Below are 24,683 nucleotides of genomic sequence, written 5' to 3'. Positions count from 1 at the left end.
GAGAGGCGCGGTGCCGGCGGGATGCGCCCAGAACTCGCATCGCTTTGGCGATGCTCAAACAGGCTGGCCGCACCGGCGCCGTGCGCCGGACACCCGCCGGCACCACGCCTCGCCGTCGCCGCACAACGGGACTTAAATACAGACACGGCGCAATCAGGGATTGGCGTATTCCGTAGACAATGACATCGTGGTCCATCTAACCATCCAGTCGAGGCCATGATCCGGCTCGCCTCGGCCCCGGTAATCCGCGAAGCACCTTTTTATGCGCGCCCGAGGCGGGCGCGTTGGCGATACACTGAGAGCCATGGATACCCAGGCCATACTGCGCGCCAATCCCCTGTTCCGCGATCTGGACCGACGGGCGCTGCGAACCATTGCCGCGCGGGCGGAGTGGGTCGAGATCGGTGGCGGGGAGTATCTGTTTCGCGCGGGGGACGACAGCAATGCGCTGTATGTGATCGTCAGCGGCCGTATCCGCGTGGTTCGGCCGCGCGAGGACGGCCCGTCGATGCATATGGGCGAGCTCGGCGCTGGCGAGATGGTGGGCGAGATTTCCATCATCCGCGAGCAGAAGCATTCGGCTGACGGTTTGGCGATGCGCGATACGCAGCTACTCCGTATTTCTCGCGCGCAGTTCGAATCGTTGGTGAGCCGGCATCCACAAGCCATGCTGCAGGTCACGCGTCTGATCGCCGACCGCCTGAGCGACATGCTGCCCATGGCCAGTCGCGACAGCGTACAGAGCGGGCGGACCTATGCCGTGGTGCCGGCGCACCCCGGGGTGGATGTGGCCGGCTTCTCGCGTGCGTTGTCGAGCGCACTGGCCGCCTATGCGCCCACGCTGCGTATCGATGCTACGCGCGTGGATGCCGCGCTCGGTCCGGGGACGGCGGATGCCGATCTCGGCGCTGGCGAATCCCATCGGGCGCTGACGCGCTGGTTGACGCATCTCGAGGAGCGCTATCGCTATCTGATTTATCAGGGTAGCGCCGAGCCGGATGCCTGGACACGGCGCGGATTGCGCCAGGCCGATCGCGTGCTGATCGTGGCTTATGGCGATCAGCGGCCGTTTCTGTCGCGCAACCTCGCCTGGCTCGGGGAGCAGGCGCTGCGAGCGCCGATGGAAATCGTATTGCTGTATGGCGAGGACGACGAGCATTCCGCCCTCGGCTGGCGCCGGGTGGCGAACGCCGGTTTTCATCATCGCGTGGCGCGCGATTACCCGCCCGCGCAGATGGGGCGCGTGGCGCGTCTCATCTCGGGGCGGGCGAATTGTCTGGTGCTGGGCGGCGGCGGGGCGCGCGGCTTTGCCCACGTCGGGCTCGTGCGCGCGCTGCACGAAAAGAACATCCCGATCGATGCCGTGGGCGGCACCAGCATGGGCGCCCTGATCGCCGGCATGATTGCGATGGGCGACGATGCCACCACCATGCTCGCGCGGCTGCGCGAGACGTTCGTGACCGGCAAGTATCTCAACGATTATTCGTTGTCGCGGATTTCGTTGATCACAGCCGAGAAGTTTCGCCGCCAACTGGGCGCGATCTTCGGCGACCGACTGATCGAGAACCTGGAACTTCCGTTCTATTGCCTGTCGACCAATCTGTCGCGCAGCGTGCCGGTGGTCCACGATGAAGGCGAACTCGCCACCTGGGTCGCGGCGAGCATGGCCGTGCCGGGGATCGCGCCGCCCACGGTGCATCGCGGCGAGCTGCTGGTCGACGGGGGACTGCTCAATGCGATTCCGTTCGACACCATGGCCGAGATGGGGCGCGGCCATGTGATCGTGTCGGATGTCAGCAGCGAGTCCACGCTCACGGTGGAAATGGCGGACGATTCACCGACGACATCGCTATTGTCGCTGGGTGCGGCCGGGCGGCATCTGAATATGTTCCGCATTCTGTTCCATACCGCGACGCTGTCCAGCGATCGTGAGCGCCGCGAGATCGATGCCCGGGCCGATCTGGCGCTGCACATGCCGGTGGAAGGGGTCGGCATGTTCGACTGGGACACGCTGGACGACGTGGTCTATCGCGGTTATTGCCACGCCGATCAGAAGCTCGACGAATGGTTGGTTGCGCTCGAGGCACGGGGCGAACGCGGCGACGCTTTCGGCCGGCCGGCGACGGTCGGCCTGCGGTCCACGCCCTTGTCGACCGTTTAAAGGCCTATTCACATAGGAGGGCGTGTTGTCATGAGATACACCACCTCACCAGGCGGCGTTGCATGCCTTGACCGTGGGGCCCGCCACGCTCGGCGGCATGCGCCTTGCCTGACACCGTGGGCGGCCCTCATGCGGTGGCGTCTCTCGTGACGACACGCCCTAGGAAGACGGGGTCTGCGCCGGTCTGAGCGTATGCCAGGCTAGGCGCGGCCGTCGCCGCGCCTAGCCGTGCAACAGCTCGCCGATCAGCGTGTGATAGATATCGGCCAGCCGATCGATATGATCGGCATCGATATGCTCATCGATCTGGTGGATCGAGGCATTGAGCGGTCCGAGCTCGATCACTTCGGCGCCGGTCGGCGCGATGAAGCGGCCGTCAGAGGTGCCGCCGGCGGTCGATAGCTCGACCTCATGCCCGCAGTGTTGCCGGATGGCCCGCCGCGCGGCATCGATGAGCGCGCCGCCTTCGGTGATGAACGGCACGCCCGAGAGCCGCCATTCGATGGCATCGGGCGGAATGCCGTGGCGCGCGCCGTACTCGTGGACCACCGCCTGAATCGACTCGGCGTCCTGCAGCGGGGAGAACCGCCAATTGAACACGGCGTCGGCTTCGCCCGGAATCATGTTCTCGGCGCCGGTGCCGGACCGGATATTCGACACCTGGAACGAGGTGGGCGGGAAGAAGGCGTCGCCGTCGTCCCATCGGTGCGTCGTCAGATCGTTTAGCAGGGCGATCAGACGATGCAAGGCGTTATCGGCCCGCTGCGGGTAGGCGACATGGCCCTGCCGGCCCTGGACGCGGATGCAGGCATTGAGGCTGCCGCGCCGGCCGTTTTTAAGGGTATCGGCCAGATGCGTGCTACTCGATGGTTCGCCCAGCACGCAAAAATCGATGTGCTCGCCGCGATCGGCCAGCCAGCGCATGACCGCCTTCGTGCCGTCGACCGCGGGGCCTTCTTCGTCGCTGGTCAGCAGAAAGGCCAGACGACCGGGGTGGTCGGGTTGTGCCGTACGAAAACGCTCGGCCGCGCACACCATGGCCGCGACGCTGGATTTCATGTCGGCAGCGCCGCGGCCGTAAAGCTGGCCGTCCACGATCTCGGCTGAGAAGGGATCGTGCGACCACTGCTCGGTAGGGCCGGCCGGTACCACGTCGGTATGTCCGGCCAGACACAGCAACGGGCCCGAATCGCCGGCGACCGCCCAGAGATTGTCGACCGCGCCGAAACGCAGGCGCTCGATCGAAAAACCGACACGGGCCAGCCGTTCGGCGATCAGGTCCTGACAGCCGGCATCGTCGGGTGTGACCGAGGGTCGGCGGATCAGGGCGCGGGCGAGTTCGAGGGCCGGAGTGTCGCCGGCCATCAGCGCCCGCCGATGCCGAGCGCGTCGGCATAGCGCGTCTCGGAAAAGCCGGCGAGCGTCTCGCCATCGGTTTCCAGAATCGGCCGTTTGACGAGTGTCGGATGCTCGAGCAGCACCGGGATCGGGTCGGCCTCGGCCGCTGCCCGTGCCTCGGCGTCGAAATCGCGCCAGGTCTTGCTGCGCTTGTTCAGCAGCGCCGCGTCGCCGAGCGCATTACGCCAGGCTTCGAGCCGCTCGCGGGTGACGCCGTCTTCGCGTACATCCACCCAGCGATAATCGACGCCCGCCGCGTCCAGCCATTTGCGGGCGCGGCGGCAAGTGTCGCAGGTCTTGATGCCGTACAGCGTGGTCATTATTCGACGTTGCGCAGCAGTTCGTTGACCCCGACCTTGGCGCGGGTCGACTCGTCGACCTTCTTGACGATGATTGCGGCGTTGATCGAATAACGACCGTTGTCGCGCGGTAGGCTGCCGGCCACGACCACGGAGCCCGCCGGCACTTCACCGTGGATGATCTTGTCGGCTTCGCGGTCATAGATCGGCGTGGACGCGCCAATGAACACGCCCATGGAGATGACCGAGCCTTTGCCTACGCGCACGCCTTCGACGATCTCCGAGCGGGCGCCGATGAAGCAGCCGTCCTCGATGATGGTCGGCGCGGCCTGCAACGGCTCGAGCACGCCGCCCAGCCCGGCGCCGCCGGATAGATGCACGCCTTCGCCGACCTGGGCGCAGGAGCCGACCGTGGCCCAGGTATCGATCATCGTGCCGGCGCCGACATAGGCGCCGATGTTCACGTAGCTCGGCATCAGCACCACGTTCGGCGCGATATGCGCCCCGCGGCGGACCATGGCCGGCGGCACGACGCGCGCGCCCTGTTTTTTGAAAGCCGCCTCGTCGTAGTCGGCGTACTTCGACGGCACCTTGTCGAAATACTGCGTATGGCCGCCATCGATGGCGGTGTTGTCGCGCAGGCGGAACGACACCAGTACGGCTTTCTTCAGCCACTCGTTGACCTTCCAGCCGTCAGCTGTGGGTTCGGCCACGCGGGCCGAGCCGTCGTCGAGCATGGCCAAGGCGGATTCGACCGCCTCCACGATGGCCGGGTCGGCCGAAGAGGGCGACAGCTGGTCGCGGTTGTCGAAGGCGTCCTCGATGATCTGCTGTAGTTCGGCCATGGCCGCTCCGCTGGAAGGATGAAAACCAAGGCGCGCGAGTTTAACGCGGAATCGTGCGAGTGCGCAGCGTCACTCGGTCAGCGCGGCGCTGGACGGCGCGCGCGCCGCGGCATGACGACGCACGACCGCTGCGAACTGGTGACCGGCTTCGCTCAAACGCTCGCCCCGACGCGTGAGGATGCCGAACGGCGCCAGCGCTTCGCCAAGCGAAACCGGCAGCGCGGTCAGTACGCCGAATTCCAGATAGTCGCGCACCACCGATTCGGCCATCACCAGGATCGCGTCGCTGCGTTTGACCAGTTGCAGCGCGGCGAAGATCGAGCCGCATTCCACGACATCGCGTGGTGACACCAGTCCGCGTTGTTCGAGTTCTTTTTCCAGCGCCTGGCGAGCTGGCGTTTCGACGGGTTGCAGCAACCAGGGCCAGTCTTCCAGCAGATCGGGCAGCCGCGGCGTGGGCGCGTTGACCAACGCGTGGTCGCGGCGGACGACGGCGATCATGCGTTCGTTGCCCAGCGGTTCAAAATCGAATTCGTTATGTTGCAGTGCCGACGAAAAACGCGCGATCGCCATGTCGATCTGGCTGTGCGAAAGCAGATCCAGCAGCTGATCGCTGGTTTCGCCCATGAGCCGGATCCGCAGAAGCGGACGATCCTGCTTCATTTCGATCACCGCTTCGGCGACCAGATCGGGCGCAGCGCCCATGATCGCGCCGATGGCCAGCTCGCCGCCGTCGCCGGTCCGAAAGCGCTGCAGTTCTTCGGCACAGCGATCGAGCCGGGTCAACGCGTTGTGCGCGAACTGGATCAGCACCGAGCCGAGCCGGGTCGGGGTCACACCCTTGGCGTCGCGGGTGAACAGCTGGCTGTCGAAGGTGGTTTCGATCTCGCGCAGCATCCGGGTGGCCGCCGGCTGGGAGATATTCATGGCCTCGGCCACCCGATGCAGGTTCCGGCGCTCGTCGAGTAGACGGATCAGCAAGAGATGCTTGTAGCGAAGGCGATTGAGCAGAGTGGTGCGAGAAACCAGAGCCATGAAGCGTGACCGGATCGGTGCGCGAGGAATAGCAATACCCTAATGCTATCGCTGCAGCAGCGCGTTCGACATTGGTCTGAGAGCCGCTAATAGCCATACCGCTGGCGAATGCTCGTAATTGCCATGGCAATTGGTTTTGGCGCGTTCGATAACGGAAACGTATCGAATGCCTCAGGGGCGGTATTGGTCGCCGCTCGCTCGGTACTGCTATCCCAGTGTGGATTCAAGACACAACGGGCATACGGAGCGTTCCACGATGGCAATGCCGACGATCAAGCAGATTCGGGCCTATACGGTGCGCGGTGGCGGGGCCGATTATCACGACCAGGGCGAAGGGCACTGGATCGATAGTCAGATTTCGACGCCGATGAGCAAGTACCCCGAATACCGGGCCAAGCGGCGCAGCTTCGGGCTGAATGTGCTGGGTACCTTGGTGGTCGAGGTCGAAGCCAGCGACGGCCATATCGGCGTCGGCGTGACCACCGCCGGCGAGCTGGGCGCCTTCATCGTCGAAAAACATCTGGCGCGTTTCATCGAGGGCCAGAAGGTCACCGACATCGAGAAAATGTGGGACCAGATGTTCCACGCCACGCTGTTCTACGGCCGTAAGGGCATCGTGCTGAATACGATCTCCGGCGTGGATCTGGCGCTCTGGGATCTGCTCGGCAAGGTGCGCGACGAGCCGGTACACGCCATGCTCGGTGGCCCGGTGCGCGACGAGTTGATCTTCTATGCCACCGGCGCCCGTCCGGATCTGGCCAAGGACATGGGTTTCATCGGCGGCAAGCTGCCGCTCAAGCACAGCCCGGCGGAGTTCGACGCAGGTCTTAAGGCCAACCTCGACCAGCTCGCCGACATGCGCAATCGCGTCGGCGACGATTTCTGGCTGATGTTCGACTGCTGGATGAGCCTGGATGTTGAATATGCGACCCGCCTGGCGCATGGCGCGGCCGAATACGGTCTCAAGTGGATCGAGGAAGCGCTGCCGCCGGACGACTACTGGGGCTATGCCGAACTGCGCCGCAACGTGCCGCCCGGCATGTGGGTCAACACCGGCGAGCATGAAGCCACCCGCTGGGGCTTCCGCATGCTGATGGAGATGGAATGCTGCGACGTGATCCAGCCGGATGTCGGCTGGTGCGGCGGCGTGACCGAGCTGATCAAGATCTCGGCGCTCGCCGATGCGCATCAGAAGCTGGTGATTCCGCACGGTTCGTCGGTGTACAGCTACCACTTCGTGATCACGCGGCATAACAGCCCGTTCTCGGAATTCCTGATGATGGCGCCGCAGGCCGACGAGGTCGTGCCGATGTTCACGCCGCTGCTGGAAGGCGAGCCGGTGCCGGAGAACGGCCGGATCAAGGCCTCGGCGCTCGACAAGCCGGGCTTCGGCGTCTCGATCGCCGCCGACGCCGACCTGGCCCGCCCCTACGAGCACTGAGGTCGAATTGTGACGGTGCGTGCCTTCGAGATGCAGCTCCACCCCGGCCAGGTCGCCGAATACCGGCGGCGCCACGATGCGATCTGGCCGGAATTGATCGATCTGCTGCGCGCGGCCGGCATCCGCGACTACCGGATCTTCTGCAACGAAGACACCGGCCGGCTGTTCGCGGTCATGCATCTGGCCGAGGACCATCGTGTCGATGAACTGCCCGGCCACGAGGTGATGCAGCACTGGTGGCGGACCATGGCCGACATCATGGAAACCCGGCCGGATAACGCGCCGGTCGAGGTGCCGCTCACCGAGATGTTCTGTCTGACGGAGGCCGATGATGCGAGTCGTTGATCCTCACGTGCATTTCTGGCGGCTGGATCTCGGCAACCAGCCGTGGCTGGAGAACCCGCAGCCGAATCTGCTCGGCGATTATTCGCCGATGGCGCACGACTTCGGCCCGGCCGAACTCGTGTCGGCCGCCGGCGAGATCGAGATCGCGGCTGCGGTCCATATTGAGGCCGATGCCGTCGACCCCGTGCGCGAGACCGAGTGGCTGGCGACGTTGCCGCAGGCCGACGGGACGGGCGATCTGCCCAGCGTGCTGGTGATCGGCGCCGATCTGTCGGCGCCCGATGCCCGCGACGTGCTGGAGCGCCAGCTTGTCGCGAGCGACCGGGTGCGCGGCGTGCGCCAGATTCTGAATGTGCACGCCGATCCGTTGTTCGATTACGTCGGCCGGCACTACATGCGCGAGCCGCAATGGCGGGCGAACTTCGCGCTGCTGGCCGAGTTCGGCCTGTCGTTCGATCTGCAGCTCTATCCCGATCAGATGCCGGCCGCGGCGATCCTGGCCGCCGAGCATCCGGATGTGACGTTCGTGATCAACCATGCCGGCATGTATGTGGACCGGGCCCATGTGGCCGGCTGGCAGATCTGGCGCGACGGGCTGCGCCGGCTCGCGTCGCTGCCCAACGTCGCGATCAAGCTGTCCGGCTTCGGCATGCTCGATCACGACTGGACGCTCGGTTCGATCCGGCCGCTGATCTTCGAGGCCATCGATGCCTTCGGCGTCGAGCGCTGTCTGTTTGCGTCCAACTACCCGGTCGATGCGCTGTATGCGTCCTATGACGATATATGGATGGCGTATGCCGCCGTGGTGGCGGACGCCAGCGCCAGCGACAATCGCGCCTTGTTCGCGGACAACGCGTGTCGGCTGTATCGCCTTTCGATCCCGGAGGTTTCCTGATGCTGCTGAAAGACAAGAACATCTTCGTGACCGGCGGTTCGCGCGGTATCGGTCGCGGCATCGCGCTGGCCTGTGCCGAGCACGGCGCGAACGTCGCGATCAGCGCCGAAGACACCGCCGCCGAGCGCGAAACGCTGGCCGCCACGGTGGCCGAGATCGAGGCCCATGGCGTGAAGTCGGCCTGGGTGGCGGCCTCGGCGGAAAATCCGGATACCGGCGACAGGCTGGTCGAAACCGCAGTCGACGCCTTGGGCCGGCTGGACGTGTTCATCAACAACGCCGGCATCTGTCCGTTCCATTCGTTTCTGGACATGCCGCGCGAGACGTATCTCAAGACCGTGGACGTGAACCTCAACGGCGCGTTCTTCGCCGTCCAGGCCGCCGCCAATCAGATGGTCGCGCAGGGCGACGGCGGTTCGATCATTGCGGTCAGCTCGATATCGGCACTGGTCGGCGGCGGCATGCAGACCCATTACACGCCGACGAAGGCCGGTGTGCTGTCGCTGATGCAATCCACCGCGATCGCGCTCGGCGGCTATGGCATCCGCTGCAACGCGCTGTTGCCGGGCACGATCGAGACCGACATCAACCGCGAGGACCTGTCGGACACGCGCAAGCGCGATTACATGATCTCGCGCACGCCGCTCGGACGGCTGGGCGCGCCGGACGACATGGGCGGCCCGGCCGTGTTTCTGGCTTCGGACCTGGCGAAGTACGTGACCGGGGCGGCGCTCTTGGTCGACGGCGGGCTGTACGTCAATCTGCAGTAACTCTTTTAAAGCGAGCCGTACTCATGGAACTTCCTGCCAACGCGTTCAAATCCAAACTGGTCGATGCGCCGCTCTATGGTTGCTGGCTGGGTCTGGCCCATGCCTACACCGCGGAAATCGTGGCCACGGCCGGTTTCGACTGGCTGTTGATCGACGGTGAGCATGCCCCGAACACGGTCGTGACCATCCTCGATCAGCTGCGCGCGGTCGAGGGCTATCCGGCCGCGCCCATCGTGCGCGCCGTCAACCACGACCCGGCGCTGATCAAGCAGCTGCTGGATATCGGCAGCCGCACGCTGATGATTCCCATGGTCGAGACCGGCGAACAGGCCGCAGCGCTGGTGGCGGCCATGCGCTATGCGCCGCACGGATTTCGCGGCATGGGCGCCGGCGTGATCCGTGCCGACCGCTGGGGCTCGATCGGCGACTACGCCCACCGGGCGGCCGAGTCGCTGTGCCTGATCACCCAAGTGGAATCGACGACCGGCGTCGACAACGTCGAGGCAATCGCGAATACCGACGGGGTGGACGCCGTGTTCGTCGGGCCCGCGGATTTGTCGACGAACATGGGCCATCTCGGTAACCCGGGCCACGATGACGTGCAGGCCGCGATCATGCATGTGCTCGATGCGACCCATGCCGCCGGCAAGGCGGCGGGCATTCTGGCGCCGGCCGAGGCCGATACGAACCGTTATCGCGAGGCGGGCTTCGATTTCATTGCCACGGGCCTCGATGTGGCGATGCTCAAGAGCGCGGCGGACGCCAATGCGGTCCGTCATCGTGGTGGGGCGGGCCCCGCCGAACGAACCATTTACTGATCCAGGCGGGGCATCGCGCCCCGCGTTACCCAGCGAGGAGATCGAGATGAGCGGCGTGACGACTTATCAGAACTATATCGACGGCGCTTTCGTCGCGTCGGCGTCCGGGGAAACCCGGGAAAACCGCAATCCGGCAACGAACGCGTTGTTGTCGCACGTGCCGGAATCGGATGCCAACGACGTTCAGCGTGCCGTGGAAGCGGCGCGCGGCGCGCAGAAGGCCTGGGCCGCCCGGCCCGCGATCCAGCGCGCGGGCTATCTGCATGCGCTGGCCGACAAGCTTCGCGAGAATGTCGATCATCTTGCGACCGTCATCGTGGCCGAGCAGGGCAAGGTGCGGGCGCTGGCCGAAACCGAGGTGAACTTCACGGCCGAATATCTCGACTACATGGCCGAATGGGCGCGCCGCATCGAGGGCGAGATCATCGAAAGCGATCGTCCCGGCGAGCACATGTTCCTGTTCCGCAAGCCGCTGGGCGTGGTCGCCGGCATTCTGCCGTGGAACTTCCCGTTCTTTCTCATCGCGCGCAAGATGGCGCCGGCGCTGGTGACCGGCAATACCATCGTGATCAAGCCGAGCGAGGAAACGCCGAACAACTGCTTCGAATTCACCAAGCTGCTCGATACCCTCGATCTGCCCAAGGGTGTGTTCAATGTGGTGTCCGGCGGCGGTGCGACCACCGGCAGCGCGCTGACCGCGCATCCCAATGTCGACATGATCAGCTTTACCGGCAGTGTCGCGACGGGCTCGGCGATCATGCACAACGCGGCCGACAACATTACCAAGGTCAACCTCGAGCTCGGCGGCAAAGCGCCGGCCATCGTGCTCGACGACGCCGATCTCGATCTCGCGGTTCGCGCGATCAAGGACTCGCGCGTGATCAACAACGGCCAGGTCTGCAACTGCGCCGAGCGAGTCTATGTCCAGCGGGGCGTGGCCGAGGCCTTCCAGCAGCGCATCGCCGAAGCGATGAAGGCGACGACCTATGGCGACCCGGGCGCCGACGCGTCGGTCGACATGGGGCCTCTGATCAACCAGGAAGGTCTGGATAAGGTCGCTGCCATGGTCGAGTCGGCGAAAAGAGCCGGTGCCGAAGTGCTCACCGGCGGCAATGTCGCCGATATCGGGCAGGGCTACCACTTCGAACCGACAGTGCTCGCCGCCTGTACCCCCGATATGGACGTGATGAAGGACGAGATCTTCGGGCCGGTGCTACCGATTCAGGTGGTCGATGATCTGGATGAAGCGATCGCGATGGCCAACAACTCGGACTACGGGCTGACCTCGTCGATCTATACCCGCGATCTCAATTCGGCGCTTCAGGCCTGTCGCGAACTCGAGTATGGCGAGACCTATGTCAACCGCGAGAACTTCGAGGCCATGCAGGGCTTCCATGCCGGTACTGGGAAGTCGGGTATCGGCGGCGCGGACGGCAAGCACGGGCTGTATGAATACACCCGTACGCACGTGGCCTATATCCAGACCTGAGGCCCGAGGGGCGGGGCGTGATAAACGCCCTGCGCCCCGAGCACGTTGGCGGGCCGCCATCCGCGTCGCGGCCCGGCGGCCCGCGATTTCGCGCGTGTCAGCTGTCCGACTGATCCAGTTCGGCGGTCATGACGTCGCGCAGCTCGCGGAGTACGTCGTCGTCGCGGATGGCCATCTGCTGGCGATCGGTGATGAAGAACACATCCTCGGCGCGCTCGCCGATGGTGGCGATCTTGGCCGTCTCCAGCAGGATGCCGCAGCGATGAAATACATCGCCGATGATCGACAACAGGCCGGGACGATCGGCCGTCATGATTTCCATGACCGTGCAGTCGCGCTCGGTGGCCTGGGTGAAATAGATCTGCGTGGGGACGTTGAAGTACTGGTTACGGCGCCCCTGGCGACGCGTGACGTCGATACTCTCGACCGCCGGATCGGCGATGGCGGCGACCAGTGCGCTTTCGACCTCGCTGCGGCGATAGGCGTCGCGAATCGGATGCCCATCGCCTTCGGCAATGACATAGGTATCCAGCGTGTAGTCGTCGCTGGTGGTGTTGATGCGCGCGTCGAGCACCGATAGCCCGAGCTGGGCCAGCACACCGGTGGTCACGCCAAACAGATAATCCCGATCCTGGGTATAGACGAACAGCGTGGTGCCTTGCTCCGGAATATCGGTGATCGAGACCAGCGGATTCTTGTCGTCGCCGTGCGTGATGATGGCCTTGGTTTGACGCGCGATCTCGTCCGGGCTGTGGCGCAGGAAATATTCCGGATCGAAACGTGCCCAGAGATTCTTGAAGTGCGGCGTGTTCACACCGGCGCGGGTGAGCATGGCCGCGGCCGCGCTACGCGTCTCGGCAATCAGCTCGTCGCGGTCCAGCGGGTCGTCCAGCCCGCGTTCCAGCGCGCGACGGGTATTGTTGTAGAGATCCGTGAGCAGGCTTTCCTTCCACGAATTCCAGAGATCCGGATTGGTAGCGCGGATATCGCAGATCGTGAGCAGGAACAGCCGGTCGAGCCGTTCGCGCGAGCCTACCTCTCGGGCGAATTCGTTGACCACCTGGACGTCGTTGATATCGCGACGCTGGGCGGTCATCGACATCAACAGATGGCGGCGAACGAGCCAGCACACGAGCTCGGTGTCGTCCGAGGAAATACCGTGCGCCTTGCAGAACTCGCGGGCATCTTCGGCGCCGAGTTCGGAGTGATCGCCGCCTCGGCCCTTGGCGATATCGTGCATCAGCCCAGCGATGTACAGGATCTGCGGCTTGTTCAGCCCCTGCATCAGCTCGCTCGCGAACGGCAGTTCGTCGTTGAACCGCGGGATTGCTAGCCGCCGCATGTTGCGGATCACGAACAGGGTGTGTTCGTCCACGGTCAGCGTATGGAACAGGTCGTATTGCATCCGGCCTATAATCTGCCCGAACTTTGGCAGATAACGTCCCAGAATCCCGTATCGGTTCATTCGACGCAAGGCACGGGTGACGCCACTGCGCTGTCGCAGAATTTCCGTGAACAACCGGCGGCAATGTATTGAATTTCTGAAGTTATCGTCAATCAGGCGGCGGTCGCGGCGAAGCAGGCGCAGCGTGCGGGCACGAATGCCGCTCAGGCCCGGGCGCGTCTCCATAAGGTAAAAGATCTCGAGCAGCGCGCTGGGGGTTTCGACGAACACCTTGTCGTGAGTGGCCTCGATGAAACCGTGGCGCGCCTGAAAGCGATCGTTGATCGGCCGCGGGCGTTCGTCGTCGGTGGCATGCAGGATGGCTTCGGAAAACAATTGAAGCAATACATCATTAAGCGCCGATAACGCCTTGATATTACGGTAGTACCGTTGCATGAACCGCTCGACCGCAAGCGTGTTCTCAGCATCGTGATAACCGAGCAGCTGTGCGATCTGAATCTGGTGGTCGAACAGCAGGCGGTTCTCGTTGCGCCCGGTCAGCATGTGGAGGGCGAAACGCACGCGCCAGAGGAACGCCTGACCGCGATGCAGCTCGGAGAATTCGCGACGGCTGAGGAAGCCGTAATCGACCAGGCCGTCGAGGGTGTGGGCGGCAAACTGACGTTTGGCCACCCAGGCAATGGTCTGGATGTCGCGCAACCCACCGGGCGATTCCTTGACGTTCGGTTCGAGCTTGTACGCCGTTTCGTCGTAGCGTTCGTGGCGGGCGGCTTGTTCCTTGACTTTGGCGTTGAAAAAATCGGCCGAGGACCAGACGTGTTCGGCCGAGGTGGTGGCGCGCATGCGCGCGAACAGTGCCGGATCGCCGACCAGCACGCGCGACTCCATCAGATTGGTCATGATGGTGATGTCGTCGGCGGCGAGTTCGGCGCATTCGGCCGGCGAGCGGACGCTGTGCCCGATTTCCAGGCCCAGGTCCCACAGATAAGTGAAAAATCCTTCCAGCGCCGGGCCGACCGTATCGAGCTGGTTGTGCTGGTAGAGCACCAGCAGGTCGATATCAGACTGCGGCAACAGTTCGTTACGACCATAACCGCCGACCGCCACCAGGCAGGCGCTGTCGGTAGCCACGAGCTCGCGCCAGGCGTGCACCAGCACGGCATCGACGACCTCGCACCGGGCGCGCACCAAGCGCGTGATGGATTCGCCGTGCCGGAATGCATCCGCGATATATTGCTGGCCCTCGTCGAGCGCGGCGCGCACCGATTTAGCGTCACCGATATCCAGGGCCCAGACGCGATCGAGAAACGCGTCCCAGTCGGTCAGGCCAACCGATTCCAGTTCTTCTTCAAAGGGTTGGCTGGTGACCATATCAGGCGGCGACCAGCTGGCTCGGCGTCAGAATTTCCACGCCGGTTTCGGTCACCAGAATGGTGTGCTCCCACTGCGCCGACAGCGAATGATCCTTGGTTACGACCGTCCAGCCGTCCGGCAGCATCTTCACGTGGCGTTTGCCGGCGTTGACCATCGGTTCGATGGTGAAGGTCATGCCGGCTTCCAGCGTCATGCCGCTGCCGGGTTTTCCGTAGTGCAGCACCTGCGGTTCTTCGTGAAAGCCGCGTCCGATGCCGTGGCCGCAGTATTCGCGCACTACCGAGCAGCGCTCGGACTCGACATACTTTTGAATCGCTGCGCCGATATCGCCGAGCGTCGCGCCGGGCTTGACCTGATCGATGCCGATATACATGGCTTTCTCGGCCACATCGGACAGGCGCTTGGCCTTGATCGACGGTTCGCCGGCGAAATACATGCGCGAGCTGTCGCCGTGGAAGCCATTCTTGATCAGCGTCACGTCGATGTTGACCGCGTCGCCTTTCTTGAGCTTCTTGTCGCCTGGAATACCGTGGCATACAACGTGGTTGATCGACGTGCACACGGATTTCGGAAAGCCGTTGTAGTTGAGTGGCGCCGGCGTGGTGCCGAGTTCATCCACCATGTAGTTGTGGCAGATAGTGTTGAGCTCGTCGGTGGTCACGCCCGGTTCGACGTACGGCCCGATCATGTCGAGCACCTGCGCGGCGAGCCGTCCGGCCTCGCGCATCTTGTCCTGTTCCTCGGGCGTTTTGATTGTCGCGCTCATCGCGTTCGATCCTTGCCGGTGGCAAAATAACAACGTCGCATCAGCGCGACGGTGGCCTGTGAAGGGCCGCTATGGTATAAACCGCTCGCGTTCGCGGCAATCCGCGGCGTTCGAGCGGCATGATGCCGTTCATAATTCTGTAAATACACACGTGTATCGACACATGGAATAGGGTGCCTCTCGCCAATCGGCTGGGGGTTGTTCCATGGGATGCGCGGAGGCTCAACCCGGAGACAATCTATGAGCGAAATCAGCATGCGTCAGCTGCTGGAAGCGGGCGTGCACTTTGGTCACCGCACCCGTTACTGGAACCCGAAGATGGGTCCGTACATCTTCGGCCATCGCAACAAGATCCATATCATCAACCTTGAGCAGACACTGCCTCTGATCAAGGATGCCTATAATTATATCAGCCGTCTGTCCGCGAACGGTGGCAACATCATGTTCGTCGGCACCAAGCGCGCCGCGCGCGAGGCGATCGGCAAGCAGGCGCAGCGCGCCGGCATGCCGTTCGTCAACTATCGTTGGCTCGGCGGCATGCTGACCAACTTCAAGACGGTCAAGAACTCGATCCAGCGGCTGCACGATCTCGAGCAGATGATCGAAGACGGTTCGATTCGCAAGCTGTCCAAGCGCGAAGGTCTGGACCTGTATCGCGAGCGCGACAAGCTCGAGCGCTCGATCGGCGGCATCAAGGAAATGACCAGCCTGCCGGACGCGCTGTTCGTGATTGACGTCGGCTTCGAAAAGATCGCCATTGATGAGGCGCGCAAGCTGGGCATTCCGGTTGTGGCCGTGGTCGACACCAACTGCTCGCCGGAAGGTATCGACGTGGTGATTCCCGGCAACGACGACGCGATCCGAGCCATCCGCATCTACACCGAAATGGCGGCGGACGCCGTGCTGGCCGGTCGTGGCAGCAAGGGCCAGTTTTCCGGTGAGGAAGAGGACCTGGTCGACGTGCAGGCGCAGGGTGCGGCGCACGAACCGGGTAAGCCCGCCGAGGCCGAGGAAGCAGCCAAGGTGACCCAGAACACGGTCATCCAGGAATCGCAGGGCGAGACGGAGCCGCGCGCGACCGCATCGCTGGGCGACGTCGCCTCGGTGCCGGCCGAAGAGCCGGCAGAGTCCGATCCGAAAAAGGCCGATCAGTAATACGGCCTGTCGCCTGAATGACATCGGCGCCCGATAGTTTGGGCGCCGGTCCATTCGGCGTTGAATACAGCCGGCAGGGCCGGCTGTTTCGTTGACGGATTAATAACGACCGAATTCTGGAGAAACGACATGGCAATCAGTGCCTCCCTGGTCAAGGAACTGCGTGAGCGCACCGGCGCCGGCATGATGGAGTGCAAGAAAGCGCTGCAGGCGACCGACGGCGATATCGACGCCGCTGCCGAGAACATGCGTCGCGAAGGTCTGGCCAAGGCCGACAAGAAGGCCGGCCGTGTGGCTGCCGAAGGCCGTATCGCGAGTGCGACCTCGGCTGACAACACCGCCGCGGTGCTCGTGGAAGTGAACTGCGAGACCGATTTCGTCGGCAAGAACGAAGAGTTCATCGAGTTCGCCGAGGACGTCGCCAAGCTGGTTCTGGAGAAAGAGCCGGCCGACGTCGAAGCGCTGGGCGACATGTACCTCGGCGGCGAGACTGTCGAAGACAAGCGTCGTGCCCTGATCGCCAAGCTTGGCGAAAAGATCACCGTGCGTCGCTTCGAACGCGTCGCGGCCGGCGAAGGCCGCATCGATGTCTATTCGCACGGCGCGCGCATTGCGTCCGCGGTGGCGGTGTCGGGTGGCGACGACGAGCTCGTACGCGATCTGGCGATGCACGTCGCCGCTTCGGCGCCGGCGCATCTGTCGACCGAAGATGTGCCCGAAGAGCGTCGTAACGCCGAGAAGGAACTGCTCATGGCGCAGGCCCGTGATTCGGGCAAGCCGGAAGACATCATCGAGAAGATGGTCGAAGGCCGCCTGAAGAAATTCCTGGGTGAAATCACGCTCATGGGCCAGCCCTTTGTGAAGGACCCGGACTATACCGTCGAGAAGCTCGTGTCCGAGCGCGGCGCGAAGATCGAGGCCTATGCCCGTCTGGAAGTGGGCGAAGGGATCGAAAAGAAAACAGAGGACTTCGCCGCCGAAGTTCGCGCGCAGGCCGAAAAGACGGCCTGATCGCATCAGCCGAAAAGCCGGCTGCCTCCCGGCAGCCGGCTTTTTTTTGTCCGGCATCACTGCGGGTTCCGCACCGCGTTGTGACATAATTCGCGCGTTTGATTGCCACCGATCAGGATGACCATGACCGACAAGCCGACGCCGAGTTACCGCCGCATCCTGCTCAAGCTCAGTGGTGAGGCCCTGATGGGCGGGGCGGAGTTCGGTATCGCGGCGGAAGTGGTCGAGCGTCTGGCCGTGGAGATCCGCGAGCTGGTCGAGGCACGCGTTCAGGTGGCGCTCGTGGTGGGCGGTGGCAATATCTTTCGCGGCATCGGGCTGGCCGGGCGCGGCATGGACCGAGTGACTGGCGACCAGATGGGCATGCTCGCGACCGTGATCAACGCGCTGGCGCTACAGGACGCGGTCGAACACGCGGGGCTGAACGCGCGCGTGATGTCGGCCGTTCGAATCAATCAGGTGTGCGAGGACTACATCCGCCGCCGCGCGATCCGGCATCTGGAAAAAGGCCGCGTGGTGATTTTTGCGGCGGGCACGGGTAACCCGTTCTTCACCACCGACTCGGCCGCCAGTCTGCGCGCGATCGAGATCAACGCGGACCTGATGTTGAAGGCGACCAAGGTGGATGGTATCTACAGCGCGGACCCGTTTACCGATAGCAACGCCCGCCGCTATACCCATTTGACCTACGACGAAGTCATAGATCAGCGCCTGGCCGTGATGGACACGACCGCGATCGTGCTATGCCGTGACAACGGCATGCCGCTGCGCGTGTTCGATATCAACCGGCCCGGCGACTTGATGCGCATCGCCATGGGCGCCGACGATGTCGGCACCCTGGTCGATAACAATACGACGAGAGCCAATCGATGATCGACGATATCTACGCGGACGCCAAACAGCGCATGGACAAGACCATCAGCGTCATGCGCGAGAACTTTTCCAAGATTCGCACCGGCCGCGCGAGCACGACGCTGCTGGATCATGTGACGGTGGATTACTACGGTGTCGAGGTGCCGCTGAACCAGGCGGCCAATGTGTCGACCGAAGACGCCCGTACCATCAGCATCATGCCGTACGAAAAGACGATGGTGCAGAAGATCGAGAAAGCGATCATGACCGCTGATCTCGGGCTCAATCCGTCCACGGCGGGTCAGGTGATTCGTGTGGTGCTGCCGCCGCTCACGGAAGAGCGCCGCAAGGATCTGGTCAAGGTAATTCGCCAGGAAGCCGAGGACGCCCGTGTGGCGGTGCGTAACGTGCGGCGCGACGCCAACGCCGATCTCAAGGAGCTGGTCAAGGAAAAGGAAATTACCGAAGACGATCAGCATGGCGGAGAAGAGCGCATTCAGAAGCTCACTGATCAGCACATCGAGCGCATCGACAACCTGCTCCAGGAGAAGGAGCAGGAACTGATGACGGTCTGATCGGCACACCGGCTATGAGCAGTACCCCGAAGCATGTGGCCGTCATCATGGACGGCAACGGTCGCTGGGCCAGCGGGCGTGGCCTGCCGCGGGCGGCCGGCCATCGGGCCGGCGCCAAGATCGCCCACGAGATTGTGGAGTCGGCGTCGAAGGCGGGTGTGGGCACTCTCACGCTGTTCGCTTTTTCCAGCGAAAACTGGAAGCGCCCGCGCCCTGAGGTGCGGCTGCTCATGGACCTGTTGCGGCGCACGATCCGCAAGGAACTCGCCTCGCTGGATGCCAATAACGTACGAATGCACTTCATCGGCGACCGCACGCGGTTTTCGGCCGCGCTGGCGAACGAGATGAAGGCAGCGGAAGAACGCACTGCGAGCAATACCGGGCTGCGCCTGCTGATCGCGGTCGACTATGGCGGCCGATGGGACATCGTGCGCCGGACACGCGAACTGGCTGCAGCCTGTGGTCGAGGCGAGCTCGAGGCGGACGACATTACCGAAGAACAATTCAGCGAAGGCCTGAGCCTCGGTCCGTTCGGGCCGCCGGATTTGTTCATTCGAACCGGCGGCGAGCGCCGCATCAGCAATTTTCTGCTCTGGGACCTGGCCTACAGCGAGTTGTATTTTACCGACGTGCTGTGGCCCGACTTCGGACCGGATCGACTTTACGACGCATTGGATTGGTACGCCGGACGCGAGCGGCGTTTCGGCAGTCTGGTGGCGCCGGCGGCTCAGCGCTGAGGCATGCTCAGCACTCGAATTCTCACCGCCGCCGTGGCGTTACCGCTTGCGGTTCTTGCCATTATTTACCTGCCGGCTCTGGGGTTGGCGATGGCGGTCGGGGCCCTCATGCTCGGAGGCGCCTGGGAATGGGCAGCGCTGAGCGGTCTGGGCCATACCGGGCGCGTCGCCTATACCGTGCTTTCGGCAGGCGTCATGGCCCTGGTGCTCGGGCTTCGTCAATCGGATGGGCCGGTATCGACCGACATCGTGGTTCTCGGGCTGGCTGCGTTATTCTGGCTGTGCGCTATTGGCCTGGTGATTCGGTTCCCCGCGCAATGGCGGACCACGCTCGGCCGGCGCCCGCTGGCGCTGGCGATCGGTCTGGTGGTGCTTGCGGCGCCTGTGGTGGCGGTGGCCTATATCGACCAGGCCGACGAAGGGCCGCTGCTCGTATTGATGCTCTGCCTGATGATCTGGGGCGCGGATACTGGCGCATACGCCGCCGGACGTACGCTGGGCCGTCACAAGCTCGTGCCGCGGGTCAGCCCCGGAAAAACGGTCGAGGGCGCAGCGGGCGGTCTCATCGTGGCCATGCTGGTGGGCGTGCTCGGGGCGTTCGTGCTGGATCTGGATGGCTGGCGTACACTCGCCATGGCCTTGCTCGGCGCCTGGATCGCGTCGATCTCGATCGTCGGGGATTTGACTATCAGCATGTTCAAGCGATCGGCCGGCGTGAAGGATAGTGGACGTTTGTTCCCCGGGCATGGCGGTGTACTCGATCGCCTCGATAGCATGCTCGCAGCGGCGCCATGGTTCGTGATCGGCCTGCATCTGGTTCTGCTGGCGGCCTGACCGCGGTGGCCAATCAATCGACGATACCGTCTCACCGGTAGACCAAGGGTAGGATGCGCTACGAAGACCGACGCTACAGCTTGTTCTCAACCGATCGATCGCGATCGTCGGCGGAGCACTAGTCGATGACGCAGTGGTTGATCTCGGCCGCGGCCTTTGCGGTTGCTATCGGTATCCTGGTTTCGATTCACGAATTCGGTCATTACTGGGTTGCGCGCCGGCTGGGCGTGCGCGTACTGCGATATTCGATCGGATTCGGGGGCCGGGTTGTCGGCTGGACCAGTCGCAAGACCGGCATCGAGTACTGGCTGGCGGCGATTCCGCTGGGTGGCTACGTCAAGATGCTCGACGAGCGCGAAGCCCCCGTACCGGAGGCCGAAAAGCGATATGCCTTCAATCGCGTGCATCCCTGGCGTCGGATCGCGATCGTCGCGGCCGGGCCTGGGGTGAATATCCTGTTCGCGATCGCCGCCTATTGGCTGGTGCTCATGCTCGGGGTGCCGGGCGTAAAGCCGATTCTCGGCACGCCCAAGGTGGACAGCCCGGCTGCGCATGCCGGTCTTCAGGCCAAGGATCAGGTTGTATCGCTGGCGAATGAGCCAATCGACGATTGGCAGGATTTCAGGCTCGCGCTGATCGAGCGCAGCCTCGACGGCAAGCCGGTGCAGATCGCGGTCAAGACCCCGGGGGGCGCAGAGCGCCGGCTGACGCTGGATCTCACGAATGCGCCCAGCGACCCGGATAAGTTGTTCCAACAGCTGGGGCTGACGCTTTACCAGCCGCCGGCGACCCCGCGAATCGGTCGGATCGAGTCCGATTCGCCGGCATCACGTTCGCCGTTGCAGGCAGGTGATGCGGTATTGTCGATCGACGGTCAAAAGGTCGATTCGCCGCAGGCCTTGGTGGATGCCGTACGGGCGCACCCGGGCCAGCAGATCGACATGACCGTGCGTCGCGACGGCCGGACCCGTCAAATCTCGGTTCGGCTTGCTACGCGCAAGGCCGAAGACGGGGATCAGATCGGTCATCTGGGCGCGGCCATTACCGTCGATCCCTCGGCCTGGGAATCGATGCAGACCGTACGTCGGTTGGGCCCGCTGGCGGCGATCCCGGCAGCGGTACACAAGACCTGGGAGCTTTCGGCTCTGTCCGTGCGTTTGATCGGACGGATGGTGATGGGGCAAATCTCCTGGCACAACGTCGGTGGTCCGATCCAGATCGCGACCTACGCCGGTCAGACGGCCCAGATCGGGCTGGTGGCGTTCATCAGTTTTCTGGCTTTCATCAGCGTCAATCTGGCGCTCATAAACCTGTTGCCAATCCCGGTGTTAGACGGGGGGCATCTTCTGTATTATGCGATCGAATGGATACGGGGCCGGCCCCTCTCGGAGGCCGTACAGGCAGCGGGCCAGCAGGCGGGCATGGTTGCGTTGCTGATGTTGATGGCCTTGGCTTTCTATAACGATATCCTGCGCTTGCTCGGGTAGCGGAGCTCAATTATGAATGGAGTGGTGAAGCGTGCGGCAGGCGCGCTCTTGGTCATGTACGCGGCGGGCGCATGGGCGCAGTCGTATGACTTCCAGATCGACAACATCAAGCTCGAGGGGGTGCAACGGCTTGAGCCGGGCACGGTCTTGACCTATCTGCCGGTTTCGGTAGGCGATCAAATGACCGAGGCGCGGGCCCAGCAATCGATCCGCGCGCTCTACGATTCCGGCCTGTTTCAGAACGTCGGGCTGGATCGCCAGGGCAACACCCTGATCGTCAACGTATCCGAGCGGCCGGAGATCGCCAGCTTCAAGCTGGAAGGCAACAAGGCGATCGGTGGCAAGAAGCTCAAAGAGGCCCTCAAGAAACAGGGTCTGGCGCAGGGTGAGCTGTACAAGCGCTCGCTGCTCGACTCGCTGCAGCAGGAGTTGCGCCGTCAGTACTACGCCAACGGCTACTACAGCGTAAAGATCAAAACGAACGTCAAGCATCTAGGCAACAACCGGGTCGCGATCGACATCAAGATCAAGGAAGGTCCGATCGCCTCGATCAAGGACATCAATATCATCGGAAACCATGAATTCACCGATGATCAGCTCAAGAGCGTCTTCAAACTGAAGTCGCACAAGCCCTTCTACGATCACCCGCTAACGTTCTGGAAACACCCCGACCGCTACTCGCGCGAAAAGCTGGTGGGCGATCTCGAGTCGCTCAATTCGTTCTACCAGAACCGCGGTTATATCCGTTTCAACGTAAGCTCCGTGCAGGTGTCGCTGTCGCCCGACAAGAAGAACGTGTTTATCACGATCAATGTGGACGAGGGGCCGCAGTACAAGATCAAGAACTACAAGTTCGCCGGCGATATGATCGTGCCGGAGGCCACGCTACAGCGCTTGGTCAAGGTCAAGGACGGCGAGATCTTCTCGCGCAAGAAGGTACAGGAGTCCACCGACGCCATTACCTCCGGCATGGCGGACTTCGGTTATGCCTTCGCCAGTGTCGATCCGCTGACCAAGATCGACGATGACAAGAAGACCGTGGATCTGACTTTCTTCGTGAATCCGGGCAAGCGGACGTACGTTAACCAGATCGTGTTCGAGGGTAACGAGAAGACCAACGACCAGACCCTCCGGCGCGAGATGCGACAATTCGAGGGTGCGCCGTACTCACGCCGCGCCGTGCAGCGCTCGCGTACCCGTCTGGCGCGCCTGCCGTTCATGCAGGACGTCAAGGTCAATACCAAGAAGGTTCCCGGCTCGGATGACCTTGTCAACGTCGACTACGACGTGACTGAGCGGGCCGCAGGCCAGATCAACGCCGGCATCGGCTATTCCGACTCGGAAGGCTTCCTGATCAATGGTGGTGTGAAGCACACCAACTTCCGTGGTACCGGCGACACGATCCAGGTCAACGCTTCGACCAACCAGTACACGAAAACGGTGTCGGGTAGCTTTACCAATCCGTACTTCACGCCCGAGGGTGTCTCGCGGACCATTTCGGCGTTCTATCGCAAGACCAACCAGTTGTATTCGAGTAGTTCCAGCTACGACATCGACTCGTTCGGCGCGGCGATGACGTTCAACTTCCCGATCACCGAGTATTCAACGCTGCGGGCCGGTTTGGGTCTGGAGCAAGACACAATTCAGAGTGTCTACAACAGCAATGGCACGCTCGGTGTGTCCCAGCAGGTCGCCAAGTTCGTGCGTGAAAACGGACGGACCGCCAACACCTATGAGCTGCGGACCGGTTTCGATCGCGATACCCGCAATCGGACCTACTTCGCCACGCGCGGTTCGGATACCCAGTTGCTGTTCAATATCAAGGGGCCGGGCTCGGATCTGGAGTACTACAAGGCAAGTCTTGAACACCAGCGCTACTTCCGTGTCGGCTCCTGGATTCCGAAGCTGTCCGACAAGGTGGTGCTGCAGGTTGACGGCAAGGTCGGCCAGACGGGCGTCTGGGGCAAGGGCACCGATGTGCCGCCCTACGACAACTTCTTCGCTGGCGGTGCGCAGTCGGTACGTGGCTTCCGCAGTGGCGGCCTGGGTCCGCAGGATTCGTTTGGCAACGCCTATGGCGGCAAATTCCTGACCACCCTGCAAACCGATCTCGTGATTCCGACGTTCCTGAAATCGGATAACAAGACGACGCGTCTTAGCCTGTTCTACGACATGGGTAACGCGTACCGGAACGCCAGTGATTTCAGCTTCTCCCGCATGGGCCATTCCGCGGGTGTGGCGTTCGACTGGTTCACGCCGTTCTTCGGGCTCTTGCGCGTGAGCTATGCGCCCTACGTGAGCAAGGCGGAGCGGCAGGATAGTACGAACCGATTCCAGTTCTCGTTCGGTGCGAACTTCTAGGCGCGATGTCATGACGGTCCTGACACGCCGTATGTCGTACTGGCTGGTCGCCGTGGTCATGGCCACGGGGCTGGCTTCGAGCGTCGCCGATGCCCAGCCGACCCGGCCGCCGCCGAAGATCGGCGTGGTTGACCTGGATCGTCTGGTACGGGAGTCGCCGCAGGCACAGAACGCCAAGAAGAACATGGCCGAGCGGTTTGCCAAGCGGAAGAATGCGCTTGAAGCCGCGTCGGCCGAGCTGCAGTCGGAAATGGATCGGCTCAAGAACAACGCGGATTCGATGAGCGATGACGAGCGCGACCAGCTGTCCTCGAAGATTCGCGACGACAAGCACCAGCTGCAGCTCAAGCAGTCGCAGTACAACGACGATGTGTCCGACGCCGAGCAGAAAGAGCTCGATCACATGCGCTCGGATTTGCGCCAGGTGATCGACGACTACGCCAAGAACAACGGCTATGATCTGATCATGGGTGACTCGGTGCTGTATGCGAGCGACTCGGTGGACATCACGGATGCCATTCTGCAGCGGCTGAAAACACAGGCCGATCAAGACGCGAAACAAGCCAAGGATTCGCAAAAAGCGAAGAGCGCCGCCGCAGGCGGAGACTCGGCCGACTAGAAGACGAGGGC

Annotated in this window: 23 protein-coding genes; 16 read left to right on the top strand and 7 right to left on the bottom strand. The window is 63.2% G+C overall.

Annotated features, from left to right (window positions below; translation table 11 throughout):
- The coding region (locus C41B8_RS20885; RefSeq protein WP_232226058.1) for a hypothetical protein at positions 1-196 on the bottom strand (196 nt) is incomplete at its 3' end.
- Between the two features lie 108 nt (positions 197-304).
- On the opposite strand from C41B8_RS20885, the gene C41B8_RS12190 reads away from it, so the two are divergent.
- On the top strand, positions 305-2,161 hold the full coding sequence (locus C41B8_RS12190; RefSeq protein WP_037338519.1) for a patatin-like phospholipase family protein: 1,857 nt from the start codon (positions 305-307) through the stop codon (positions 2,159-2,161).
- A gap of 222 nt (positions 2,162-2,383) precedes the next feature.
- On the opposite strand, the gene dapE is transcribed toward C41B8_RS12190, so the two are convergent.
- The 4 genes from dapE to C41B8_RS12170 form a co-directional block, all read right to left on the bottom strand.
- Positions 2,384-3,526, bottom strand: coding sequence for a succinyl-diaminopimelate desuccinylase (gene dapE / locus C41B8_RS12185; protein WP_037338516.1), 1,143 nt, complete (start codon positions 3,524-3,526; stop codon positions 2,384-2,386).
- Positions 3,526-3,879 carry an arsenate reductase family protein gene (locus tag C41B8_RS12180; RefSeq protein ID WP_037338513.1) on the bottom strand — a complete coding sequence of 118 codons (354 nt, stop codon included), beginning with the start codon at positions 3,877-3,879 and terminating at the stop codon, positions 3,526-3,528. Before C41B8_RS12180 ends, dapE begins: the two co-directional genes overlap by 1 nt.
- Positions 3,879-4,703 (bottom strand): 2,3,4,5-tetrahydropyridine-2,6-dicarboxylate N-succinyltransferase, encoded by an 825-nt coding sequence (gene dapD, locus C41B8_RS12175; protein ID WP_037338512.1) that lies wholly within the window; start codon positions 4,701-4,703, stop codon positions 3,879-3,881. Before dapD ends, C41B8_RS12180 begins: the two co-directional genes overlap by 1 nt.
- Positions 4,704-4,772: 69 nt before the next feature.
- Positions 4,773-5,738 (bottom strand): LysR family transcriptional regulator, encoded by a 966-nt coding sequence (locus tag C41B8_RS12170; protein WP_037338508.1) that lies wholly within the window; start codon positions 5,736-5,738, stop codon positions 4,773-4,775.
- 256 nt (positions 5,739-5,994) lie between these two features.
- Between C41B8_RS12170 and rhmD the strand changes: the two genes are divergently transcribed.
- Genes rhmD through aldA form a run of 6 tightly spaced genes read left to right on the top strand, consistent with a single transcriptional unit; the run spans position 5,995 to position 11,496 of the window.
- Positions 5,995-7,179, top strand: coding sequence for an L-rhamnonate dehydratase (gene rhmD / locus C41B8_RS12165; protein WP_037338504.1), 1,185 nt, complete (start codon positions 5,995-5,997; stop codon positions 7,177-7,179).
- Positions 7,180-7,209: 30 nt separating this feature from the next.
- Positions 7,210-7,524: an L-rhamnose mutarotase gene (locus C41B8_RS12160; protein ID WP_037338553.1), complete on the top strand. Its 315-nt coding sequence runs from the start codon at positions 7,210-7,212 to the stop codon at positions 7,522-7,524.
- Positions 7,511-8,419, top strand: coding sequence for an amidohydrolase family protein (locus C41B8_RS12155; protein WP_037338549.1), 909 nt, complete (start codon positions 7,511-7,513; stop codon positions 8,417-8,419). Before C41B8_RS12160 ends, C41B8_RS12155 begins: the two co-directional genes overlap by 14 nt.
- Positions 8,419-9,189: an SDR family NAD(P)-dependent oxidoreductase gene (locus C41B8_RS12150; RefSeq protein WP_037338501.1), complete on the top strand. Its 771-nt coding sequence runs from the start codon at positions 8,419-8,421 to the stop codon at positions 9,187-9,189. The genes C41B8_RS12155 and C41B8_RS12150 overlap by 1 nt, the downstream gene beginning before the upstream one ends.
- A 23-nt stretch (positions 9,190-9,212) precedes the next feature.
- Entirely contained in the window at positions 9,213-10,007 is a 795-nt protein-coding gene (locus tag C41B8_RS12145) for an HpcH/HpaI aldolase family protein (protein ID WP_037338498.1), read from the top strand.
- A gap of 46 nt (positions 10,008-10,053) precedes the next feature.
- Positions 10,054-11,496 (top strand): aldehyde dehydrogenase, encoded by a 1,443-nt coding sequence (aldA, locus tag C41B8_RS12140; RefSeq protein ID WP_037338494.1) that lies wholly within the window; start codon positions 10,054-10,056, stop codon positions 11,494-11,496.
- Between the two features lie 97 nt (positions 11,497-11,593).
- Here aldA and glnD read toward each other — a convergent pair whose 3' ends face one another.
- Positions 11,594-14,272: a [protein-PII] uridylyltransferase gene (gene glnD, locus C41B8_RS12135; RefSeq protein ID WP_084188912.1), complete on the bottom strand. Its 2,679-nt coding sequence runs from the start codon at positions 14,270-14,272 to the stop codon at positions 11,594-11,596.
- Position 14,273: 1 nt separating this feature from the next.
- Positions 14,274-15,041 carry a type I methionyl aminopeptidase gene (gene map / locus C41B8_RS12130; protein WP_037338492.1) on the bottom strand — a complete coding sequence of 256 codons (768 nt, stop codon included), beginning with the start codon at positions 15,039-15,041 and terminating at the stop codon, positions 14,274-14,276.
- A gap of 240 nt (positions 15,042-15,281) precedes the next feature.
- On the opposite strand from map, the gene rpsB reads away from it, so the two are divergent.
- The 9 genes from rpsB (at position 15,282) to C41B8_RS12085 (ending at position 24,672) form a co-directional block, all read left to right on the top strand.
- Positions 15,282-16,196 carry a 30S ribosomal protein S2 gene (gene rpsB / locus C41B8_RS12125; protein WP_037338490.1) on the top strand — a complete coding sequence of 305 codons (915 nt, stop codon included), beginning with the start codon at positions 15,282-15,284 and terminating at the stop codon, positions 16,194-16,196.
- Positions 16,197-16,325: 129 nt separating this feature from the next.
- Positions 16,326-17,207: a translation elongation factor Ts gene (gene tsf / locus C41B8_RS12120; protein ID WP_037338487.1), complete on the top strand. Its 882-nt coding sequence runs from the start codon at positions 16,326-16,328 to the stop codon at positions 17,205-17,207.
- Between the two features lie 123 nt (positions 17,208-17,330).
- Positions 17,331-18,080, top strand: coding sequence for a UMP kinase (gene pyrH, locus C41B8_RS12115; RefSeq protein WP_037338543.1), 750 nt, complete (start codon positions 17,331-17,333; stop codon positions 18,078-18,080).
- The gene (gene frr / locus C41B8_RS12110) at positions 18,077-18,634 is read left to right on the top strand and encodes a ribosome recycling factor (RefSeq protein ID WP_037338483.1); all 558 of its coding nucleotides are present in this window, start codon (positions 18,077-18,079) and stop codon (positions 18,632-18,634) included. The genes pyrH and frr overlap by 4 nt, the downstream gene beginning before the upstream one ends.
- A 14-nt stretch (positions 18,635-18,648) precedes the next feature.
- The gene (uppS, locus tag C41B8_RS12105; RefSeq protein WP_037338481.1) at positions 18,649-19,371 is read left to right on the top strand and encodes a polyprenyl diphosphate synthase; all 723 of its coding nucleotides are present in this window, start codon (positions 18,649-18,651) and stop codon (positions 19,369-19,371) included.
- 3 nt (positions 19,372-19,374) lie between these two features.
- Positions 19,375-20,205 (top strand): phosphatidate cytidylyltransferase, encoded by an 831-nt coding sequence (locus C41B8_RS12100; RefSeq protein ID WP_037338478.1) that lies wholly within the window; start codon positions 19,375-19,377, stop codon positions 20,203-20,205.
- A gap of 125 nt (positions 20,206-20,330) precedes the next feature.
- Positions 20,331-21,692, top strand: coding sequence for an RIP metalloprotease RseP (gene rseP / locus C41B8_RS12095; protein WP_037338476.1), 1,362 nt, complete (start codon positions 20,331-20,333; stop codon positions 21,690-21,692).
- Between the two features lie 12 nt (positions 21,693-21,704).
- Complete coding sequence (bamA, locus tag C41B8_RS12090) at positions 21,705-24,053, top strand: outer membrane protein assembly factor BamA (RefSeq protein WP_037338473.1); 2,349 nt, start codon at positions 21,705-21,707, stop codon at positions 24,051-24,053.
- A 10-nt stretch (positions 24,054-24,063) separates the two neighbouring features.
- Positions 24,064-24,672, top strand: coding sequence for an OmpH/Skp family outer membrane protein (locus tag C41B8_RS12085; protein ID WP_037338469.1), 609 nt, complete (start codon positions 24,064-24,066; stop codon positions 24,670-24,672).
- Positions 24,673-24,683 lie beyond the last annotated feature (11 nt).

This window comes from Salinisphaera hydrothermalis C41B8 (assembly GCF_000732535.1).
Taxonomy (GTDB): domain Bacteria; phylum Pseudomonadota; class Gammaproteobacteria; order Nevskiales; family Salinisphaeraceae; genus Salinisphaera; species Salinisphaera hydrothermalis.
Note: the sequence above shows the minus strand (reverse complement) of the source record. Positions and strands in the feature narration are given on the sequence as shown.

What these genes read in the sequence shown, in the direction of transcription:
- bamA (WP_037338473.1), top strand. Translation starts at nt 21,705, where the DNA reads ATGAATGGAGTGGTGAAGCGTGCGGCAGGCGCGCTCTTGGTCATGTAC.
- C41B8_RS12170 (WP_037338508.1), bottom strand. Translation starts at nt 5,738, where the DNA reads ATGGCTCTGGTTTCTCGCACCACTCTGCTCAATCGCCTTCGCTACAAG.
- C41B8_RS12100 (WP_037338478.1), top strand. Translation starts at nt 19,375, where the DNA reads ATGCTCAGCACTCGAATTCTCACCGCCGCCGTGGCGTTACCGCTTGCG.
- aldA (WP_037338494.1), top strand. Translation starts at nt 10,054, where the DNA reads ATGAGCGGCGTGACGACTTATCAGAACTATATCGACGGCGCTTTCGTC.
- map (WP_037338492.1), bottom strand. Translation starts at nt 15,041, where the DNA reads ATGAGCGCGACAATCAAAACGCCCGAGGAACAGGACAAGATGCGCGAG.
- C41B8_RS12160 (WP_037338553.1), top strand. Translation starts at nt 7,210, where the DNA reads ATGCAGCTCCACCCCGGCCAGGTCGCCGAATACCGGCGGCGCCACGAT.
- glnD (WP_084188912.1), bottom strand. Translation starts at nt 14,272, where the DNA reads ATGGTCACCAGCCAACCCTTTGAAGAAGAACTGGAATCGGTTGGCCTG.
- C41B8_RS12180 (WP_037338513.1), bottom strand. Translation starts at nt 3,879, where the DNA reads ATGACCACGCTGTACGGCATCAAGACCTGCGACACTTGCCGCCGCGCC.
- frr (WP_037338483.1), top strand. Translation starts at nt 18,077, where the DNA reads ATGATCGACGATATCTACGCGGACGCCAAACAGCGCATGGACAAGACC.
- tsf (WP_037338487.1), top strand. Translation starts at nt 16,326, where the DNA reads ATGGCAATCAGTGCCTCCCTGGTCAAGGAACTGCGTGAGCGCACCGGC.
- rhmD (WP_037338504.1), top strand. Translation starts at nt 5,995, where the DNA reads ATGGCAATGCCGACGATCAAGCAGATTCGGGCCTATACGGTGCGCGGT.
- C41B8_RS12145 (WP_037338498.1), top strand. Translation starts at nt 9,213, where the DNA reads ATGGAACTTCCTGCCAACGCGTTCAAATCCAAACTGGTCGATGCGCCG.
- C41B8_RS12150 (WP_037338501.1), top strand. Translation starts at nt 8,419, where the DNA reads ATGCTGCTGAAAGACAAGAACATCTTCGTGACCGGCGGTTCGCGCGGT.
- dapE (WP_037338516.1), bottom strand. Translation starts at nt 3,526, where the DNA reads ATGGCCGGCGACACTCCGGCCCTCGAACTCGCCCGCGCCCTGATCCGC.
- dapD (WP_037338512.1), bottom strand. Translation starts at nt 4,703, where the DNA reads ATGGCCGAACTACAGCAGATCATCGAGGACGCCTTCGACAACCGCGAC.
- rseP (WP_037338476.1), top strand. Translation starts at nt 20,331, where the DNA reads ATGACGCAGTGGTTGATCTCGGCCGCGGCCTTTGCGGTTGCTATCGGT.
- pyrH (WP_037338543.1), top strand. Translation starts at nt 17,331, where the DNA reads ATGACCGACAAGCCGACGCCGAGTTACCGCCGCATCCTGCTCAAGCTC.
- C41B8_RS12190 (WP_037338519.1), top strand. Translation starts at nt 305, where the DNA reads ATGGATACCCAGGCCATACTGCGCGCCAATCCCCTGTTCCGCGATCTG.
- uppS (WP_037338481.1), top strand. Translation starts at nt 18,649, where the DNA reads ATGAGCAGTACCCCGAAGCATGTGGCCGTCATCATGGACGGCAACGGT.
- C41B8_RS12155 (WP_037338549.1), top strand. Translation starts at nt 7,511, where the DNA reads ATGCGAGTCGTTGATCCTCACGTGCATTTCTGGCGGCTGGATCTCGGC.
- rpsB (WP_037338490.1), top strand. Translation starts at nt 15,282, where the DNA reads ATGAGCGAAATCAGCATGCGTCAGCTGCTGGAAGCGGGCGTGCACTTT.
- C41B8_RS12085 (WP_037338469.1), top strand. Translation starts at nt 24,064, where the DNA reads ATGACGGTCCTGACACGCCGTATGTCGTACTGGCTGGTCGCCGTGGTC.